Source organism: Mammaliicoccus stepanovicii, from assembly GCF_002902525.1.
GTDB lineage: Bacteria > Bacillota > Bacilli > Staphylococcales > Staphylococcaceae > Mammaliicoccus > Mammaliicoccus stepanovicii.
Genome location: NZ_PPQZ01000007.1, coordinates 1 through 20,598 on the forward strand (window position 1 = coordinate 1; position 20,598 = coordinate 20,598).

The 20,598-nt window shown below is 32.2% G+C and carries 14 protein-coding genes, 1 pseudogene and 1 other annotated feature; of the genes and pseudogenes, 11 read left to right on the plus strand and 4 right to left on the minus strand.

The annotated features are described in order from the left end of the window. The first annotated feature begins 66 nt into the window (after window positions 1-66). From CD111_RS01000 to ccpA, 8 genes and pseudogenes are all read left to right on the plus strand, one after another. On the plus strand, window positions 67-945 hold the full coding sequence (locus CD111_RS01000) for a DUF1444 domain-containing protein (protein WP_095087371.1): 879 nt from the start codon (window positions 67-69) through the stop codon (window positions 943-945). A gap of 12 nt (window positions 946-957) precedes the next feature. Next, entirely contained in the window at window positions 958-1,563 is a 606-nt protein-coding gene (gene ytpR, locus CD111_RS01005) for a YtpR family tRNA-binding protein (RefSeq protein WP_095087372.1), read from the plus strand. Between the two features lie 682 nt (window positions 1,564-2,245). Continuing rightward, a pseudogene (locus CD111_RS12955) lies at window positions 2,246-4,690 on the plus strand (DNA translocase FtsK); the annotation flags it as partial. 22 nt (window positions 4,691-4,712) lie between these two features. Continuing rightward, window positions 4,713-6,020, plus strand: coding sequence for a UDP-N-acetylmuramate--L-alanine ligase (murC, locus tag CD111_RS01015; protein ID WP_095087373.1), 1,308 nt, complete (start codon window positions 4,713-4,715; stop codon window positions 6,018-6,020). 100 nt (window positions 6,021-6,120) lie between these two features. Further along, window positions 6,121-6,672 carry a DUF948 domain-containing protein gene (locus tag CD111_RS01020; protein WP_095087375.1) on the plus strand — a complete coding sequence of 184 codons (552 nt, stop codon included), beginning with the start codon at window positions 6,121-6,123 and terminating at the stop codon, window positions 6,670-6,672. 63 nt (window positions 6,673-6,735) lie between these two features. Further along, entirely contained in the window at window positions 6,736-7,365 is a 630-nt protein-coding gene (locus CD111_RS01025; protein WP_095087379.1) for a YtxH domain-containing protein, read from the plus strand. Between the two features lie 264 nt (window positions 7,366-7,629). Beyond that, a complete protein-coding gene (locus CD111_RS01030) occupies window positions 7,630-8,709 on the plus strand; it encodes a bifunctional 3-deoxy-7-phosphoheptulonate synthase/chorismate mutase (protein ID WP_095087386.1) in 1,080 nt (359 codons plus the stop codon). Window positions 8,710-9,080: 371 nt separating this feature from the next. Then, a complete protein-coding gene (gene ccpA / locus CD111_RS01035; protein WP_095087392.1) occupies window positions 9,081-10,070 on the plus strand; it encodes a catabolite control protein A in 990 nt (329 codons plus the stop codon). Window positions 10,071-10,136: 66 nt separating this feature from the next. Here the strand turns inward: ccpA and CD111_RS01040 are convergent, their stop codons facing one another. Genes CD111_RS01040 through CD111_RS01050 form a run of 3 tightly spaced genes read right to left on the minus strand, consistent with a single transcriptional unit; the run spans window position 10,137 to window position 12,567 of the window. Next, complete coding sequence (locus CD111_RS01040; protein WP_095087398.1) at window positions 10,137-11,282, minus strand: acetoin utilization protein AcuC; 1,146 nt, start codon at window positions 11,280-11,282, stop codon at window positions 10,137-10,139. Next, window positions 11,279-11,920, minus strand: a complete 642-nt coding sequence (locus tag CD111_RS01045; RefSeq protein WP_095087400.1) for a CBS and ACT domain-containing protein — start codon at window positions 11,918-11,920, stop codon at window positions 11,279-11,281. The genes CD111_RS01040 and CD111_RS01045 overlap by 4 nt, the downstream gene beginning before the upstream one ends. 11 nt (window positions 11,921-11,931) lie before the next feature. Beyond that, window positions 11,932-12,567 (minus strand): GNAT family N-acetyltransferase, encoded by a 636-nt coding sequence (locus CD111_RS01050; protein WP_095087401.1) that lies wholly within the window; start codon window positions 12,565-12,567, stop codon window positions 11,932-11,934. 150 nt (window positions 12,568-12,717) lie between these two features. Here CD111_RS01050 and acsA point away from each other — a divergent pair, with 150 nt between their 5' ends. Together acsA and CD111_RS01060 are read left to right on the plus strand one after the other, a co-directional pair. Then, window positions 12,718-14,430 carry an acetate--CoA ligase gene (gene acsA / locus CD111_RS01055; protein ID WP_095087402.1) on the plus strand — a complete coding sequence of 571 codons (1,713 nt, stop codon included), beginning with the start codon at window positions 12,718-12,720 and terminating at the stop codon, window positions 14,428-14,430. 282 nt (window positions 14,431-14,712) lie between these two features. After that, window positions 14,713-16,380, plus strand: a complete 1,668-nt coding sequence (locus CD111_RS01060) for a formate--tetrahydrofolate ligase (RefSeq protein WP_095087403.1) — start codon at window positions 14,713-14,715, stop codon at window positions 16,378-16,380. A 66-nt stretch (window positions 16,381-16,446) separates the two neighbouring features. Here the strand turns inward: CD111_RS01060 and CD111_RS01065 are convergent, their stop codons facing one another. Continuing rightward, entirely contained in the window at window positions 16,447-18,891 is a 2,445-nt protein-coding gene (locus CD111_RS01065; RefSeq protein WP_095087404.1) for a transglycosylase domain-containing protein, read from the minus strand. 100 nt (window positions 18,892-18,991) lie between these two features. Then, window positions 18,992-19,180: a binding site (T-box leader), on the plus strand. A 49-nt stretch (window positions 19,181-19,229) separates the two neighbouring features. Here CD111_RS01065 and tyrS point away from each other — a divergent pair. Beyond that, a complete protein-coding gene (gene tyrS / locus CD111_RS01070; protein ID WP_095087405.1) occupies window positions 19,230-20,492 on the plus strand; it encodes a tyrosine--tRNA ligase in 1,263 nt (420 codons plus the stop codon). Window positions 20,493-20,598: the final 106 nt, after the last annotated feature.

Here is a 20,598-nt window from a genome sequence, read left to right on the forward strand (position 1 = left end):
ATCACTGTTACATGATGTTATTTTGTTGTAAACTATATAGAGGTATAAAAAATAGGAGTGTTATGTATGAATGTCTTTCAAATGAGAGATTTATTAAAAGAACGATTGAGAAACTTGGATGCTAATTTTAAGTTTGATCGTGAAGATGAAAGTTTACGTATAGAACGAATAGATAATCAAAAAGGCCTTTCTGTAAAACTAGCTCCAATTATTGCAAAATATAAAAGTAATGGAGACAAGACAATTGACGAGATTGTCTATTATGTAACAGAAACGATTAATGCTATGCAAGATGAAGCAACTAAAGAAATTAAAAAAATAGAGATATTACCAGTAATACGTGCAACAAGTTTCCATAAAGAAACTAAAGAAGGTGTGCCATTTTTAATAGATGAACATACAGCAGAAACAAATATATACTATGCACTTGATTTAGGTAATACTTATAGATTAATTGACGAGTCCATGATTGAGGAACTTAAATTAACTAAAGAACAAATTAAAGAACAAGCTTTGTTCAATATTAAAAAGAAAAAAACAACTTATAAAACAGATGAAGTACAGGGAAATACATTTTACTTTGTAAATACTAACGATGGTTACGATGCTTCTAGAATATTAAACCAAGCATTCTTGAAAGATGTCTACCAAAACATCGAAGGTGAAATGTTAATCGCAACGCCTCATCAAGATGTATTAGTTATTTGCGATATTAAAAATGAAATCGGTTATGATGTTATTGCTCAAATGACAATGCACTTTTTCCAAAACGGTTTAGTGCCAATAACTTCTTTATCGTTCTCTTATGAACCAGATAAATCACTTGAACCAATTTTTATATTAGGGAAAAATCATTCTCGTAAAAGAAACCAAGAAGTAATTGAACGACTTGAAAAAAACAGAGAAATATTCAAAAACATGAAATCAAATCAAAAGAAACTGTAAGGAGATAATGAAATGAATTTATTTTATAACAAACATGGTGTAGGCGACGTATTAATGGTCACAATCGAACCAACAAATGAAGGATTAGAATATGATGTACAAAACGACATTACCATTATAAAAAGTGATGACAAAATAGTGGGATTCAATATATTTAATGCGTCAAAATATATACAAATAGATTCAAATGGAAGTATTAAAGTTGAAGAAAAACATGTGAATAGTATCCAAGATTTATTGGAGAAAAATAACATTGATTTTAAGTTAGATGTTGATTTATCACCTAAATTTGTAGTAGGTTATGTAAAGGAAAAAGCAAAGCACCCAGATGCTGATAAATTATCTGTGTGCCAAGTAGATGTTGGAACTGGAACATTACAAATTGTATGTGGAGCACCTAATGTTGACCAAAACCAAAAAGTAGTGGTAGCTAAAGTTGGCGCTATTATGCCTAGCGGTATGATTATTAAAGATGCTGAACTTCGTGGCTTACCATCAAGTGGAATGATTTGTTCAATGAAAGAATTAGATTTAGAAGGTGCGCCAAATGAAAAAGGTATAATGGTACTAGATGATAGTTATACTGTAGGAACACCATTTTTTGAAGACGAAAGGTAGTGAACCTATGAGTTGGTTTGATGATATATTCGGACAATCCAAAAATAAAAATAATAATGAAAAACAAAATAATGAAAAAGTTTCTTTTAACAATGATCCGGATGATGAATCTATAAATGAAGAAGTATACAAAAGACCTAAAGGTAAATTTAGATTTCCAATACAAATGGAAAATGATCATGAAGAACAAAGCACTTCTGATGAACGTCAATCTCAAGATAATCAGCAAGAAGAATATTATCGAGATGACAGGTTTTATGAAGATAAAGCGTCATCTTATCCTACGAACAGACGTAGAAGACGTAGAAATAATAGAGATTTAAATGACAAAGATTATAAAGTAGAACCAAAAGTTAGAAATAAAGAAAATGATTCTTATCATTATACTAAGTCATCTTCTAATAGGAGAGAGTCCTATTCTTCGTACGATGATAAAGCTTTTAACGAACGCCTATCTTCTTTGCATCAACCAAAGTTTAAAGCTTCAGAAGTCCCTTCTGCTATCTTTGGTATGCGTCAACAAAAAGAAGTACCAAACAGTGGTTTGAAAGGCCAATCACCATATGAAAACACGCAAGATAAAAATGGGAATAATGATAATCAAGAACTAGATAACAATAGAAATAACCCTAAAAAAACAAGTAGAGAAGTCGTACAAGACGTCCCTACTTATTCAAAGACGGATAATACAATCAATATCGAAAATATTTATGCTTCACAAATTGTTTCTGAAATTAGAAAAGAACGTGAAAAGAAATTACAAAAGAAAAAGCAATTTGAAAAAGCATTAAGAGAAAAGCGCGAACAAGAGTTGAAAAATATAGATTCTGAAAAAGAAAAATCTAAATTAAAGACTCAAGATTATTTCTTAAAACAACAAGCTTCTTATATCAAGCATAATTCTGATTCAATTGAAACTGAAGATGATGACTATGAAAACAATGCACAAGAATCATTACAATCACATAATCTAAATTTTGAAGATCAAGAATCTGCTATCGAAGAACAAACCGAGGCATTTCAACCAGATGCACAAGACCCAACTACATATGAGTTTAAAGAAATTAATTTAGATTTTGAAGATTATGAGAATGAAGAAGAAGTTGAAGAGCATGATCTTACGAATGAGTTTAAATCAGTAGATAATGAACAAGAAGAAGTATTAAACCACGAGAATGCACTTTTATTCGAAGAGATTGAAGATATCGAGCCGGTTGAAGAAGTTAATGATTTCAATAAACCTACTAGTGAATCTAATATTGAAGAAGATAATCCGGTTGAAGATGTTAACTTGAACCATTACTTAGAGGATGATATGAGTTTCGAAGAAGATGATGAAGAAGTAGAAGATTTATCATCAAACCAACCTCATTTTGAAGAAGTTATAGAACCGGATGAAGAAGATATAACTCATATCCAAGATGAAAACGACGTAGAAGAAGTGGAATCAAATCAAGAAACATTACAAGAAGTAGCTGATTCTGAAGTAAGAATAGATGAGCATGAAACACCTATAGAGCATGCATCTAAAGAACCTGTGTTAAGACCTGATAGAAAAAAAGTTTCGCCATTTAATGTGCTCATGACACCATCAGATAAGCGTAAATATAAAAATATACACCAAAAAACAGAAACTATAGATAAGACTAGTCACGACTTAAATGAAACGCGAGAAGATGAGCAGTCAACTGAATCAAATGAAACTGCTAAAAAACGAAAAGGCCCACTCTATGTATTGCCTCCGATTTCCATTTTAGATGATGTTGTTGAAACGGAAGATAATACTGAATGGTTAGAAGCAAAGAAAAAAGAATTAGATGAAGCATTCTATCATTTTAATGTGCCTGCTCATGTGGTAAATATGATTCAAGGTCCAACTGTAACTAGATTTGAACTCTCCGTTGAAAAAGGCGTTAAAGTTTCTAGGATAACAGCACTTCAAGACGATATTAAAATGGCACTTGCTGCTAAAGATATAAGAATTGAAGCACCTATCCCTGGTACAAGCTTAGTTGGAATTGAGGTTCCAAATCAAAGTCCGAAGAAAATTCCTTTAGGACAAATGATTACTTCTAAACATTTTCAACAAGCAGAAAGCAAATTAACAGTTGCAATGGGCTTTAAAATTAACAATGAACCACTCTTAATGGATATTGCTAAAACACCACATGCACTCATTGCGGGTGCTACTGGTTCAGGTAAATCTGTTTGTATTAATGCAATTTTAACGAGTTTATTATACAAAAATCATCCAGATGAATTAAAATTATTATTAATCGATCCAAAGATGGTCGAACTGGCACCTTATAATAATTTACCACATCTTGTTGCACCTGTTATTACAGATGTGAAAGCAGCAACAGCAAGCCTTAAATGGGCTGTAGAAGAGATGGAAAGACGTTATAAACGCTTTGCTGAATTACACGTTAGAAATATAACTGCGTTCAATAAGAAGGCAAATTATGAACAAAGAATGGCCAAAATTGTTATAGTTATTGATGAGTTAGCTGATTTGATGATGATGTCACCACAAGAAGTTGAACAATCAATAGCTAGAATAGCTCAAAAAGCAAGAGCATGTGGTATTCATATGATACTTGCAACACAAAGGCCGTCTGTTAATGTCATAACAGGATTAATAAAAGCGAATGTACCTACTAGAATCTCATTTATGGTTTCATCTTCTATTGACTCTAGAACAATTCTTGATGTTGGTGGTGCAGAAAAACTACTTGGAAATGGGGATATGTTGTACTTAGGAAATGGTATGAATAAACCAATTCGAGTACAAGGTGCTTTTGTATCAGATGATGAAATTGATGAGACAGTTTCTAATGTAAGTAAACAAATGAAGCCTAACTACTTATTTAAAGAAGAAACATTACTAAAAAAAGTAAATGAACAACCAGCAGATGCACTTTTTGATGATGTGTGTGAATTTATGGTTAAAGAAGGCCACATTTCAACTTCATTGATACAAAGGCATTTCCAAATTGGTTATAATAGAGCAGCAAGAATGATTGATAATCTTGAAGAACGTGGATTTATTTCAGGTCCAAATGGCTCTAAACCAAGAGATGTATTAATAACACAATCAACATTGGAAGAGAAAGATAGTGACAATTAAGAAATAGAAGGAGTGACATGAAATGACATTATTTCATTTTGTTGGAATCAAGGGTGCTGGTATGAGTTCATTAGCGCAAATTATGCATGACATGGGACATAACGTACAAGGCTCTGATATAGAAAATACTGTATTTACGGAATATGCGATAAGAAATAAAGGTATTAAAATATTACCTTTTGATACAAATAATATTAAAGAAGGTATGACTGTTATTGCAGGGAATGCCTTTCCTGATAGCCATCCAGAAATTGCTAAAGCATACGATTTAGGTTTAGAAGTACATCGATACCATATTTTTCTTGGTGAATTTATGTCTCAATACACATCAGTTGCAGTTACTGGTGCGCACGGTAAGACATCTACAACCGGATTATTATCACATGTGATGAATGGTGACCAAAAGACATCTTTCTTAATAGGAGATGGGACTGGTATGGGCTTACCTGATAGTTCTTATTTTGCATTTGAAGCATGTGAATATAGAAGACATTTTTTAAGCTATTTCCCTGATTATGCAATTATGACGAACATCGATTTCGATCATCCAGATTATTTTAAAGATTTAGATGATGTAACAAATGCATTTCAAGAAATGGCCAAAAATGTTAAAAAAGGTATCATAGCATGGGGTAACGATGAAGAACTTAAAAAAATTAAAGCAGATGTTCCTATTTATTATTACGGATTTGAAGATAATAATGATATATTTGCCAAAGATATTAAAACATCCTCAAAAGGTACGACATTCGATGTGTATTTTAAAAGTGGCAACACATTTATAGGTACATTTACGACGCCAATGTATGGTGATCATCATGTGCTAAATGCATTAGCAGTAATAGCAGTTTGTTATCTAGAAAAACTAGATATAGACAATATTAAAGAAGCACTCCTTACATTTGGCGGTGTGAAACGAAGATTTAGTGAAAGTTTCTATGATAATCAAATACTCATAGATGACTATGCGCATCATCCTAGAGAAATTAATGCGACGATAGAATCTGCTAGAAAAAAATATCCTGAGAAAGAAGTAGTGGCTGTTTTTCAACCTCATACATTTTCAAGGACTGAAACATTTTTAAATGAATTTGCTGTGAGCCTTTCACAAGCTGACAAAGTATATTTGTGTGATATTTTTGGTTCAATTAGAGAACAACAAGGTGAACTGACGATACATGATTTAAAAACATTAATACCGAACTCAGATTTAATTAGTGAAGAAACAGTATCACAGCTCAAAAAACATGAAAATGGTGTTATACTATTTATGGGTGCAGGAGATATTCAAAAAGTTCAAAAAGCTTATGTCCAATCACTCGGTGAATAATACGTGACATTAATCTAATTTATGTTTATTCATAATGAAGAAGGGTATTATTTATTAGTAAATCATATAAAGTTTTATAATTATTTAGGAGGCGTTTAGTATGGATTGGTTATTACCATTAGCAGGAATTATTGCTGCGGTTGCGTTTTTAGTAATTTGTGTAGTATTAGCTTTATTCTTAATGCAATTATTAAAAACAGTTAAAGGTATCAATGAAACATTAGATGGCATTCAAGGCCAAATTCAAGGTATTACACGTGAGTCTACAGATTTACTTCATAAAGCAAATCGCTTAACTGAAGATATTCAAGACAAATCATTACGTTTAAATTCAGTTGTGGATGCTGTTAAAGGTGTTGGTGATTCAGTACAAACACTTAATACTTCTGTAGATAGAGTGACAAACTCTATTACGCATAATATTTCACAAAATGAAGATAAAATTTCACAAGTAATCCAATGGTCAAATGTAGCAATGGAAGTTGCTGACAAATGGCAATATAGAAAAGATCGTAGAAGTAACGTATCATTTAATAGTAAAGCAACGTCTTCTAACGAATTTGAAGCAAAAGTTCCAAAAGATTACAACGAATCGACAACACCAGGCGACAACTTAGATGAAGATAAAATTGGTGCTGGATTGAAAAAATAAACTTAATACACTTATAATCTTTATTATAAGTGTATTATTTATTTTAAATAGGAGGAAATAACGATGGAAAACAAATATAATAGAGATTTATATACACATGGTTTAGAAACATATGAAGCTGAATGCAACAAGAATACAAATGGTAGAGACTTTGTATTTGGTGTTGTATTAGGTACTGTAGTTGGTGGTATTGTAGGACTATTATTAGCACCAAAACCAGGTAAAGAATTACAAGATGATTTAAGTGAAAAATCTAATAAAATCTTAGATGATGTTAAAACGAAGACTGATGAATTAAAAGGTCAAGCACAAACTAAAGCTGAAGAAATTCGCACACAAGCTGAAGAGAAAAAAGTAGAAGTTAAAGCAAAAGTAGAAGAAAAGAAATCAGAAGCTCAAACAAAAGCAGAAGAAGTAAAAGCAAAAGCAGAAGAAAAGAAATCAGAGGCACAAACTAAAGCAGAAGAAGTTAAAGCAAAAGCTGATGAGAAAAAAACAAACGCTAAGAAAAAAGCAGAAGAAGTTAAAACTAAACAAGCTGAGAAGAAAGCTAATAAAGGCGTAGTAACAGCAGATGACGTTGAAAATGAAGAATTAAAAGCTCAAAAAGGTGCAATTAAATCTGAAGTTGAAGATCAAGATTTAAAAGGACCAAAAACAGTAGTAGAGAAAAAATCATTCGATAAGAAATAACAATTTGAAACATCTAAATAAATCTCCTAATCCGTTGGATAATATTCAAGATACGGATTAGGAGATTTTAATTATAGAAACTTACAAAAAAGTGTAACTTTTCAGAAAAAATATATTATAATAAAGACTATTAAAATAAATTTTCAGAAAATCAAAACTAAGGGTTGAATACAGTCTTTTATATTGTTATACTAACATCTAATTACTTATATATTTTATCGCTTTAAAGTATGTGAGTTAAATTGTTTACATGAGGTGAATAGGATGTCAAATGAACTAGAAAAGTTAAGAGAAAGAATTGAAGTAATTAATGATGAAATTTTAGCATTGTTATCCGAACGTGGAAACATTGCAAAACAAATCGGTGAAGAAAAACGTAAACAAGGTACTCGAGTATTTGATCCTCAACGTGAGAAAGAAATGTTAAATCATTTAATCGATCGTAATGAAGGACCATATAATGACAATACTATCAAACAATTATTTAAAGAAATATTTAAAGCTTCAACAGATTTACAAAAATCTGAGAATGAGAAGCACTTATATGTGTCACGTAAACTTAAACCAGAAGATACAATTGTACAATTCGATAATGGTGCAATTGTTGGAAATAATAAAAAATCATTTGTATTTGGACCATGCTCAGTAGAGTCACAAGAACAAGTAGATACTGTTGCTAAAGATTTAGCAGCAAGAGGTGAAAAATTCATAAGAGGTGGTGCATTTAAACCACGTACATCTCCTTATGACTTCCAAGGACTTGGAGAAGAAGGTCTACAAATTCTTAAAAATACAAAAGATAAATACGGCTTAAATGTTGTGAGTGAGATTGTAAATCCAGCTCATTTCGAAATGGCAGATGAATACTTAGATGTATTCCAAATCGGTGCTAGAAATATGCAAAACTTCGAATTATTGAAAGAAGCAGGAAAAACAAATAAACCAGTATTATTAAAACGAGGATTATCAGCAACTATTGAAGAATTTATATATGCTGCAGAATACATTCATTCACAAGGTAATAACAATATTATCCTTTGTGAAAGAGGTATTAGAACATATGAAAAAGCTACAAGAAATACTTTAGATATTTCAGCAGTACCAATCTTAAAACAAGGTACACATTTACCAGTAATGGTTGATGTTACACATAGTACAGGTCGTAAAGATATTATGTTACCATGTGCTAAGGCTGCATTAGCAGTTGGTGCAGATGGCGTAATGGCAGAAGTGCATCCAGATCCATCAGTGGCACTAAGTGATGCTGGACAACAAATGGACTTAAATGAATTTGATGCATTCTACAAAGAAATTGTACAAGCAGCAAAATTATACGAAAAATAATAAATTAACAAAGCATCTGGGACATTAAATGTCTGAGATATTAAGAGAACAGTAGAAATTCATTTTTTAAATGGATTTCTACTGTTTTTTCTTATTCAGAAAGACAAGCGCCTTAGAAAATCCTAAGGCGCAAGTGGAAACAGAAATATACAAATATTAGCTATGTTGTTATTTTGTCATGGTATGTTCGTTTGTTTTCTGAAAAAGAATTTACAATTTACAATTTATTGCTTTATTTTGAGTTTATTTCATCGACAACAGAAATAGAATCTTTTATAATTAGTAATTGTGAGTTCGCTTTCATTAACTTTGAAAACAAAATGAAAACGTGTTAGAATGTACAAGAAAACGTTTTCAAATAGGAGGAAATTATGACTGTAACTATATATGATGTTGCAAGAGAAGCAAAAGTATCAATGGCTACTGTATCACGTGTTGTTAATGGTAATCCAAACGTTAAACCAACTACACGAGATAAAGTAAATGAAGTAATTAAAAGACTAAACTATCGTCCAAATGCTGTTGCACGTGGTTTAGCAAGCAAGAAAACAACAACGGTTGGTGTTATTATTCCAGATATTTCTAATGTTTACTATTCTGAATTAGCACGTGGATTAGAAGATATCGCTACAATGTATAAATACCATACAATTATTTCTAATTCAGATAATGATAGTGATAAAGAACAAGAAATTTTTAATAATTTATTAAGTAAACAAGTTGATGGCATAATTTTCCTTGGTGGTACTCTTAAAGATGAGACAGTTGAATTAATTGAAAAATCATCTGTACCAGTTGTTGTATCAGGAACTAATGATAGAGAATCTAAATTAGCTTCAGTCAATATTAACTATACAGAAGCTAGTAAAGAAATTGCTGAAACATTAATTGATAATGGTGCTAAGAAATTTGCTTTCGTTGGTGGTGGCTATTCTGAGAAAGCACAAGATGATGCATTCAAAGGTCTAGAAGAAGCACTTTCTAATGCAGGTTTGAAAATGAATAATGATGCTAAATTTGTAGGAAACGAAACTTACAAAGATGGCAGCAATGCATATGATGCAGTGTCTAAGATAAACCCAGATGTCATTCTATGTATTAGTGACGAACAAGCTATTGGTATCGTACATGCAGCTCAAGATGCTGGCGTTAAAATACCTGAAGAATTACAAGTAGTAAGTTTTAATAATACAAGACTAGTTCATATGGTTAGACCACAATTATCTAGTGTTACACAACCTTTATATGATATCGGAGCAGTAGGCATGAGATTATTAACAAAATATATGAATGATGAAAAAATTGACGAACCTAATGTCATTTTACCTTATCGTGTTGAATATCGTGGTACGACTAAATAAATATTAGTCATGTTATAAATAAAGCAGTGAAAAATCTGAAATTAGATTTTTCTCTGCTTTATTTTGTTATGTTAGCCAATCAAGAATTCTTAATTTCGTATTGTTGTTTTTCTCAGTTATTTCATTTCTTCTTGGAATTTCCATATAGTCGACTTGTTCATCTAACCAAGATTGAGGTAGTGGAAACGGTGCTTCTGGTTGATATTTACTAAGCCAAGATTGAGGTATAGCTTCGCTTGGTGTTTGAGTATCATTTAATGCAAACCAAACATGTGACCATGCTCTTGGAACAACTCTCCAAATATTATATCCGCCACCACCAACCATAATACATTTGCCGTCACAATATTGATCAGCAAGATTTTTGACTATATAAGGAATTTCATAAAGTGTTTTTAAAGTACAACTTAAATGTGTTAATGGATCTAAGTAATGTATATCTACACCATTAACACTTAAGATAACATCTGGTTTAAACGCTTTGCATGCAGCTTCAACGGTTTCTTTAAATACATCTATATATGAATCATCCTCTGTATAAGCATCAAGTGGGACATTTACAGTTGTACCGAATCCTTTTCCATCTCCACGTTCAGTTAATGCACCAGTTCCAGGAAATAAATATCGACCGGTTTCATGGATTGAGTAATTCATAACTTGTTCATTAGTATAAAATGTCCATTGTACGCCATCTCCATGATGGGCATCGGTATCGATATATAGGACCCTTTGATTATATTTGGATTGCATATATTGAATGGCGACGGCGCTATCGTTATATATACAAAAACCACTAGCTTTGCCTTTAAATCCATGATGTAAACCACCACCAAGATGACAGGCGCGCACAGATTCTCCTGTCATAACAGCATCAACAGCACTTAATGTTCCGCCAACTACTCTCGCGCTATTTTCATGCATGTTTTTAAACTGTGGAGTATCTTCACTGCTTAGTCCATATTTTTCATATTGTTCTAATGGTAATTCACCGTTACCTGCCATTTTTATTGCTTCAATATAATGTGGTTCATGTACGAGTTCTAGTTCTTCATCAGTCGCTATTCTAGGCTTAATGATTTGATTTTCATTTAATTTCCCTAAGTCGAGAAGTAAATCAGTCGTGAGTTTTAAACGCATTTGATTAAATGGATGACTGTCTGAAAAACGATATTTCAATAAATCTTCAGAGTAAACATATTTAGCCTTTATCATTTTTTAATACCGAAAGGGTAAATGACATTATAATGATGCGTTTCTAATAATTTATAAATTCTCTCTGGATTCATTGATTTTACTCGTAACATGAGATATCTTTTGTTTGTATTTTGTAGATCGCTATAAGCTAGAATATTTAAAATGTCTATATTTTGCTGTTTAAATATGGCAGTTATGTCATGCAAAGCACCAACTTTATCATCAATATGTACCTCAATAATTGATCCAGGCATCGTGACACCTGTTAATTCAATGAAGGTATTTAACATATCTTTTTGGGTAACGATACCGATTACTTTATTATTGCGTATAACTGGAATGGAACCAATCTCCATTTCATAAAAATCAAGAGCAATATCTTCGACAAAATCTAACGGATGACATCTGATAACATTTCTCCTCATTATTTTAGAAACTGACAATGACAAACTGTGACTTGGGTCATCTTCAGATAAAATACTGGGTAAAGCCATTTTAATATCTCTATCAGATATAATACCAATCAATTCATCATCCTCATTTACTATAGGCAAATGTCTAATTTCTTTCTCAGTCATCAATTCCAATGCTTCCTCAATAGACTTATTACCAAGAATTGTTGCGCAAGGTGAAGTCATAATTTTTTCTACTAACATCCAAATACCTCCTAAAAGAAAAATCGATTCATAAATCGTAATCGATCAAATGCTTCCATTTGTTCTTGTTTAATATTTTTTCCGATTCTTGCCATTAAACTATTGGCAGGATGACTTATAATTTCTGGATCATCGGTAGCAAATACTTCTAGCCCTCCAGCACCCATCATTTTGTGCATGACTTTTTGGTATTGATATACATCTAAGCCACTGTTTTTTAAATCCCAATGCCAATAATATTCTGTTGTAATGACGATGAAATCTTCCATTTCAGGTGAGCGCATCGCAAGTTTAAGCATTTTTTTGCCGAGACCGTATTTTCTGTAATTTAAAGATAGTTCTATTGCGCCCAATTCTAGAATATATGGTAAATTGCCGTCAGACCAACGTTCCAATGGATCTGGATATAGGTAAGTCGTATAACCAATGATGTGTTGATCAATTCTACAAATAATAATTCTACCTTCAGGAAGCTCTGCAATTTCTATAAGTGCTTCGAACTGTTCTTTTGGTACACGAAAGCTGTCTAGCCCTTTGTCAAAGGTCATTTGTTTTAAGTCATCTGGGGAGACAGGGCCTTCAATAATAATCTCTTTATCTTTGGAATATGTAACGGATTCTGAAATAAATGTCTTTATATGCTTCATATAATACCTCCTTTCTATTTGAATATGATATTGTATATTCATAAAGTTTATTTTGAATAATCGAATTTTTTTGAAAAGTTCATCATACTTATATTATAATGAAATTAGGCTTTATTGGAAACGATTACATTTGAAAAAGGGGAGATTTAAATGAAAGTCGAAATTTACGAAGCATTAAATGAAAATTATAATCTTGCAAATTATGACGAAGCAGTCAAAAATCATAATTGGAAAGATATAGAGAAGAATTTTAGTTGGAGCGAAACAGGTAAGATTAATATGGCATATGAATGTATTGATAGACATGTGGACAATGGTAAAGGGGACAAAATCGCGCTCCACTATAAGGATCAAGATCGTCAAGATAGCTACACTTATAAAGATATGCAAGTAGCGAGTAATAAAGCCGCTAATGTACTTAAAAATAATGCTGCAGTTGAAAAAGGTGACAGAGTATTTATATTCATGCCTAGAAAGCCAGAATTATACTTTGCATTGCTTGGAACACTTAAAATCGGTGCCATTGTTGGTCCATTATTTGAAGCATTTATGGAAAAAGCAGTTAAAGATAGATTAGAAAATAGTGAAGCAAAAGTTATTATCACAACGAAAGATTTAGTAGGAAGAATTCCTAAAGATGAGTTACCTCATTTAGAACATATCGTTATTATTGATGAGGATGTTCCAGAAGAATATGTTGATTTTAATACTGAATATGAAAAAGCAAATGAAACATTTGATATTGAATGGTTAGATAAAGAAGATGGCTTAATCTTACATTATACTTCAGGTTCTACAGGACAACCTAAAGGTGTATTACATGTTCAAGAAGCTATGCTCGTTCATTATATATCAGGTCAATATGTATTAGATTTCAAAGAAGATGATGTATATTGGTGTTCAGCAGATCCAGGTTGGGTAACTGGGACGTCCTATGGTATCTTTAGTCCTTGGTTAAATGGTGTAACAAATTGTGTAGCAGGTGGACGTTTCTCACCAGATGGATGGTATGATTTTATCCAAACATTTAACGTTACAGTTTGGTATACGGCCCCAACTGCATTACGTATGTTAATGGGTGCAGGTGATGATATCATTGAAAAATATGATTTATCTTCATTAAGACATGTATTATCGGTAGGAGAACCTTTAAACCCTGAAGTAATTAAGTGGGCACATAAAGTATTTAACCATAGAATTCATGATACATGGTGGATGACTGAAACTGGTGGACATATGATAGTAAACTATCCATCCATGGATATAAGAGCTGGCTCAATGGGTAAACCTTTACCTGGTGTAGAAGCAGCAATTGTCGATGATCAAGGTAATGAATTACCACCTAATCGAATGGGAAATTTAGCATTGAAAAAAGGCTGGCCATCAATGATGAGAGCAGTTTGGAATAATAAACCTAAGTTTGATTCTTATTTCATTAATGATGAATGGTATGTTTCTGGTGATTCTGCCTACAAAGATGAAGATGGTTATTATTGGTTCCAAGGTAGAGTAGATGATGTTATTATGACTGCGGGTGAACGAGTTGGACCATTTGAAATTGAGTCAAAACTTGTTGAACATCCTGCTGTAGCGGAAGCTGGTGTTATCGGTAAACCAGACCCAGTTAGAGGAGAAATCATTAAAGCATTTATTGCCCTAAGAGAAGGTTATGAAGAATCAGATGAATTAAAAGAAGAAATTAGAAAGTTTGTGAAAGAAGGATTAGCTGGTCATGCGGCACCACGTGAAATAGACTTTAAAGATAAATTACCTAAGACTCGTTCAGGTAAAATTATGCGTAGAGTCTTAAAAGCATGGGAACTAGATTTACCAGCTGGAGATTTATCTACAATGGAAGATTAAACGGTCATATATTCGAGATATGTGTTAATTGGCATATTAGAAAGTCGTAAAATTTCTTTGGAATACAAAGAGGTTTTACGACTTTTCCTTTTATATCATGTTTGATAGACGCTCATTTGAGCTTTATACATATCTTTAATTTTTTTTTTACAAATTTCATATACTTAAATTACAATATTTGTGTTTTATATCGACTTTTTCTTCATATTTGTATATTCTTAAAGAGGAAGTATGAAAGGGTGTACATTCATATTTGTAATTTAAATTTAAGGAGTGAGCAGTTTGAGTCATTTATCAGATTTAGATATTGCTAAACAAAGTACTTTAAAGCCAATTAGTGAAATTGCTGAAAAAGCAGGAATTCCTAATGAAGCTATTGAACCGTACGGTCATTTTAAAGGAAAAGTTAATATTAACAAATTAGAAAATTTAGATTCAAAAGGAAAAGTTGTACTGGTTACAGCATTAAGTCCAACTCCAGCTGGTGAAGGTAAATCTACGGTAACGGTAGGGTTAGCAGATGCATTTAATCAATTAAATGAAAAAGTAATGGTTGCGTTAAGAGAACCTTCGTTAGGGCCAGTATTTGGTATGAAAGGTGGCGCTACTGGTGGTGGTTATGCACAAGTATTGCCAATGGAAGAAATAAATCTACATTTCAATGGAGATTTGCATGCTATCACAACAGCGAATAACGCATTATCAGCATTTATTGATAATCATATATACCAAGGAAATGAACTGAATATAGATTCTAGACGCGTTGAATGGAAACGTGTATTGGATATGAACGATAGAGAATTAAGACAAGTAGTTGTTGGTTTAGGTGGCCCAGGTAGAGGTGTTCCACGAGAAGATGGATTTGATATAACAGTTGCGTCAGAAATTATGGCAATCTTTTGTTTATCAAATAACATTAAAGATTTAAAAGAAAATATAAGCAATATAACGATTGGATATACTTTTGATAGAAAGCCAGTAACTGTAAGAGATCTTAAAGTAGAAGGCGCGTTAACACTTATACTTAAAGAAGCAATTAAACCAAATATTGTTCAAACTATCGAAGGTACACCAGCACTTGTACATGGTGGTCCGTTTGCCAATATTGCACACGGTTGTAATTCAATTATTGCAACTAACACTGCAAGAAAATTAGCAGATATTGTTGTTACAGAAAGTGGTTTTGGTTCTGATCTTGGAGCTGAAAAATTCATGGATATTAAAGCGCGTAAAGCAGGATTTGATCCGAGTGCAGTCGTAATTGTTGCTACAATTAGAGCGTTAAAAATGCACGGTGGTGTTAATAAAGATTCGTTAAAAACTGAAGATGTTGAAGCAGTGAAAAAAGGTATCGTTAACTTAGAGAGACATGTGAATAATATTAAACAATTTGGTGTAGAACCAGTTGTCGCAATAAATGCATTTATACATGATACAGATAAAGAAGTACAATTTGTATTAGATTGGTGTAAAGAAAATGATATTAAAGTAGCACTTACAGAAGTGTGGGAAAAAGGCGGAAAAGGTGGAATTGATTTAGCTAAAGAAGTTTTATCTGTTTTAAATTCTCCACAACAATTTAAACATTTATATGATTTAGATCTTTCAATTGAAGATAAAATAAACACAATTGTTCAAAAAGTCTATGGCGGAAAGTCAGTTAATTTTAGTGACAAAGCGTTAAAACAACTCAAGACAATTAAAGACAATGGATGGGACAATTACCCAGTATGTATGGCGAAAACACAATATTCATTTACTGATGATGCTAAAGTATTGGGTGCACCAACAGATTTTAATATTACAATAAGAGAATTATCACCTAGAACAGGTGCTGGATTTATAGTAGCACTGACAGGAGATATTATGACAATGCCTGGACTACCTAAAAAGCCTGCAGCCCTTAATATGGACGTTGCAGAAGATGGTTCAGCAATCGGACTATTTTAATTAAAAACAATAAAAAAGCTCAGCTTACTCGGACTATAATCCTTGTAAGCTGAGCTTTTAATGTTGTTAGTTTCCACCTGGTGGCGCGGTACTTGTACCGCTTTCTTTATTTGTATCTTTTTTCTTATTGCCTTTAGCGTTGTATGACCATGCTTCTTGTGAGTTTTTAGCTACTTTTTCTTTAGGCTTAACTTTTCCAGAAGTATTAGGGTCAATTGCTATACCAAGTCGTTTTAATACTGAGTCAGAATATAGATCTTTTTGAGAAGTATCTACTTTGTCAGATATTAACGTAGAGGCTTTAGATTCGCCATTGCTACAACCACTTGTTGAGTTTGTATATTGACATATTGTATTTTCAGTTACAGTGTCAGGTTTGCTGAATTCGCTATCGTAACCAAGTTTTTCTCGGTCTGTTGATGATAATGCATTTACCATATCTCTCCACATGAATAGTTGGTAATGACTATCCTCATCAAATGCGATAGGTTGATCGTAACCCATCCAAATACCTAGCGTCACTTTAGGTGTATAACCTATAAATAAGCTATCTTTACCAGATTCAGATGTACCTGTTTTACCGGCCCAATTTCCGTCAAATGTATCTTTGATTTGATAACCAGAACCATCGTCTAGAACACCTTTTAGGATATCTGTCGTTAAGTAAGTAGTTGATTCACTAAAAATTCGTTTAGGATCTTTCTTGTGTTGATATATGACTTCACCATCACGCGTCTTAATTGAATCAATCATATAGCTGTCATTATATTCACCTTTATTTGCTAATGTACTATAACCATTAACATCTTGTTCTAAAGTGAAGTCCGCAGTACCAAGTGTTAATGCTAATCCATTTTGAATATCTTTAGGCACGTTCATATTCATCTTATTTAAGTATTCCCATGGTTTATAATCTTGTACATTACTATATAACCTGAGTGTACTTAAATTTAAAGAATTTCTTAAAGCATAATCAACTGTTACAGGACCAAACTCGCGTCGATCGTAGTTTTCAGGTGAATAGCCTTGGTAGTTAAACTTCTTGTCTAATAATGCTGTGTTAGGTGTTATGAGACCATTTTCGAATGCTGGTGCGTATGTTGCTAATGGTTTCATTGTTGAACCTGGTGAGCGTTTGGCATGTGTTGCGTGATTAATTTGTGATGATTCATAATCTCTACCACCAACAAATGCTAAAATTTTACCTGAATTGTTTTCTTTTAATAATGCGCCAACTTCATGTTGAAACTCTTTAGATGCTTGTTTGCCTTCAATATCTGTATATTCTGCTTCTCGATTCCATGAATAGCTACCTGAATTATTTTTAACTTCTTGAAGTTTATCATACATGTCTTTATCTATTGTTGTTTCTACTTTATAACCTTCAGTTCTCATTGCTTTATTAGCTTTTTCAGTGTACTTAGTCATTAAAACAGGCGTTTGATCTAATTCTTTTTTAGAAATATTGTCTTTATTCGCTAAATGATATTTTAAAATATCAACTGTGCGATTTTCAACTTCTTCAGTTAAGAATGGATATTTTTGCCCAGGTTCTTCAACTTTATCGACAAATGATTTCTTTAAATCAAATTTTAAAGCATCTTCATATTGAGATTTCGAAATTTTCTTTTCTTGATACATTCTTTTGAGAACATAATGTTGACGATTAAAACCAAATTTCAATGATTCATCATCCTTTAAATCACCATTTGGTAAGAAAGGTGTATAAGTATAAGGATTTTGAGGTAATCCAGCTAAGTACGCAGATTGTGCTACGTTAATATTTTTCGCTGATTTCCCAAATACGCCTTGTGCTGCTGATTCAATACCAGCAACATTCGAACCATTTGAATTTCGTCCAAAGGATACTACATTTAAATAACTATCAATTATTTCATCTTTGGAAAGGTTTTTCTCAACATTCATTGAAAGGAGCATTTCCTTTGCTTTACGTTCAAATGATGTTTCATTAGTAAGTAATTGATTCTTTACCAATTGTTGTGTCAATGTACTACCACCTGATGAATTAGAACTACCCAAAACTTCTTGCACTGATGCTCTAATAAATGCTTTAGGCACAACACCGTTATGTTTATAGAACTCTTCATCTTCTGTGGCTATAAGTGCATTTTTAACATTATCACTTATATCTTTACCTTTAATAACGTCCCGTTGGACATCACTTTTTAATCGACCAAGTGACTCTCCAGAACCAAAATAAACAGTCGTACTTTCGGTCATAGAATAAAGTTTTTGTTTTAAATCATGTTTAGACATTACTTTTTCATCTTTGACTAGTCCTGCGAAGTATCCGCCACCAATACCAATACCTAACGCTAGTAATAAACAACCTATAAAAAGAATAATAAAAAATAAATTACTTACTACATTATAGGTCGTATGGAATATTAATTTAGGAGACCATTTTGTTTCTTTAAAAGTGTTTTTATATTTGTTACTTGAACGATTAAATTGATCTTTGAATTTGTTTTTAGACTGATTTGAACCCAAAATTTTACCTCCAATCTAATCAATATAATTATAACATATATAGATAATATTGACTTTTAAAAATGTTAGCATTATACTTTGTAAATAATTAGATAAAGTAATGAACTAGAGGAGAAGTAGTGGTTATTTGCTTTTTAAGAGAGTCAGTGGTGCTGTGAACTGATAAGGCGATAATTATGAATACACCTCTATAAAACAAGTTCAACGTTTGTAATGTACGTAACATTATAAAGCGATGATGCGTTCGCATCATAAGTATGGTGGTACCGTGTATTCAAGCACCCTTACAATTTTGTGAGGGTGCTTTTTTGTATTTTAATTTAAAGGAGGAAACAAAAATGACAAATGCATTATTAGAAGATTTAAAATGGAGAGGTCTCATTTATCAACAGACAGATGAAAAAGAAATAGAATCATTATTAAACAGAGAATCTATTAAAATTTATTGTGGTGCAGATCCTACTGCAGATAGTCTTCATATTGGACATTTATTACCGTATTTAACATTACGTCGATTCCAAAATCATGGACATACACCGATTGTTTTAGTTGGTGGCGGTACGGGTATGATAGGTGATCCATCAGGAAGAGATTCAGAGCGTCAACTCCAAACAGATGATCAAGTTGATGAGAACGTTCGTGGCATAATGAATCAAATGCATAAAATATTTAACTTTGAAGGTGAAGATGCTGCCATTCTTGTAAATAATAAAGATTGGTTAAAAGAAATCGACCTTATTTCATTCTTAAGAGATTACGCAAAACACGTTGGTGTTAATTACATGTTAGCGAAAGACTCTGTTAAAGCACGACTTGAAACAGGTATTTCGTATACGGAATTTACTTATATGATTCTACAAGCAATTGACTTTGGTTACTTAAATAAAAACTATGATTGTAAAATGCAAATAGGTGGTTCAGACCAGTGGGGTAACATCACAACAGGGCTTGAACTTATGAGACGTATGTACGGGGAGACCGAAGCATATGGCATGACAATACCACTCGTAACGAAAGCTGATGGTAAAAAATTTGGGAAATCTGAATCAGGTACTGTTTGGTTAGATAGAAGTAAAACTTCAGCATATGAATTATATCAATTCTGGATTAACTCATCAGATAACGATGTTATTAAATATTTAAAATACTTTACTTTCTTAGATAGACAAGAAATAGAAAGATTAGAAAAAACAGTAGAAGAGGCACCACATTTAAGAGAAGCTCAACAAGTCTTAGCTGAACAGATGGTTGAATTTATACATGGATCAGATGCGCTTGAAGAAGCAAAGCGAATCACAGATGCGTTGTTTAAAGGTGATATAAAATCATTAACAAAATCAGAAATAGAATTAGGTTTCAAAGATGTACCGACTGTAGAAGTTAGTTCAAATACAACTGCTCTAGTTGATTTTATAATTGAAGGGAAAGTATCACCTTCGAAACGTCAAGCTAGAGAAGATATTAATAATGGTGCAATTTATATTAATGGTGATCGTGTAAATGATGTGAACTATGTTATATCAGATGAAGATAAAATCGGTAATGAATTCACGATTGTAAGAAGAGGTAAGAAGAAATATACGATGATTAAATACATTTAATATCGATAATTTAAATTAAGGATAACTAACATGATGTTAGTTTATCCTTGTTTTTATATAGTTGTTATATGTAAAATTGAGTCAGTATAAGTATTTACTTACATAT

Coding starts and splice junctions, on each gene's coding strand:
- CD111_RS01020 (WP_095087375.1), top strand. CDS start 6,121: ATGGATTGGTTATTACCATTAGCAGGAATTATTGCTGCGGTTGCGTTT.
- acsA (WP_095087402.1), top strand. CDS start 12,718: ATGAAAGTCGAAATTTACGAAGCATTAAATGAAAATTATAATCTTGCA.
- CD111_RS01030 (WP_095087386.1), top strand. CDS start 7,630: ATGTCAAATGAACTAGAAAAGTTAAGAGAAAGAATTGAAGTAATTAAT.
- CD111_RS01050 (WP_095087401.1), bottom strand. CDS start 12,567: ATGAAGCATATAAAGACATTTATTTCAGAATCCGTTACATATTCCAAA.
- CD111_RS01025 (WP_095087379.1), top strand. CDS start 6,736: ATGGAAAACAAATATAATAGAGATTTATATACACATGGTTTAGAAACA.
- CD111_RS01000 (WP_095087371.1), top strand. CDS start 67: ATGAATGTCTTTCAAATGAGAGATTTATTAAAAGAACGATTGAGAAAC.
- CD111_RS01045 (WP_095087400.1), bottom strand. CDS start 11,920: ATGTTAGTAGAAAAAATTATGACTTCACCTTGCGCAACAATTCTTGGT.
- murC (WP_095087373.1), top strand. CDS start 4,713: ATGACATTATTTCATTTTGTTGGAATCAAGGGTGCTGGTATGAGTTCA.
- CD111_RS01040 (WP_095087398.1), bottom strand. CDS start 11,282: ATGATAAAGGCTAAATATGTTTACTCTGAAGATTTATTGAAATATCGT.
- tyrS (WP_095087405.1), top strand. CDS start 19,230: ATGACAAATGCATTATTAGAAGATTTAAAATGGAGAGGTCTCATTTAT.
- ccpA (WP_095087392.1), top strand. CDS start 9,081: ATGACTGTAACTATATATGATGTTGCAAGAGAAGCAAAAGTATCAATG.
- ytpR (WP_095087372.1), top strand. CDS start 958: ATGAATTTATTTTATAACAAACATGGTGTAGGCGACGTATTAATGGTC.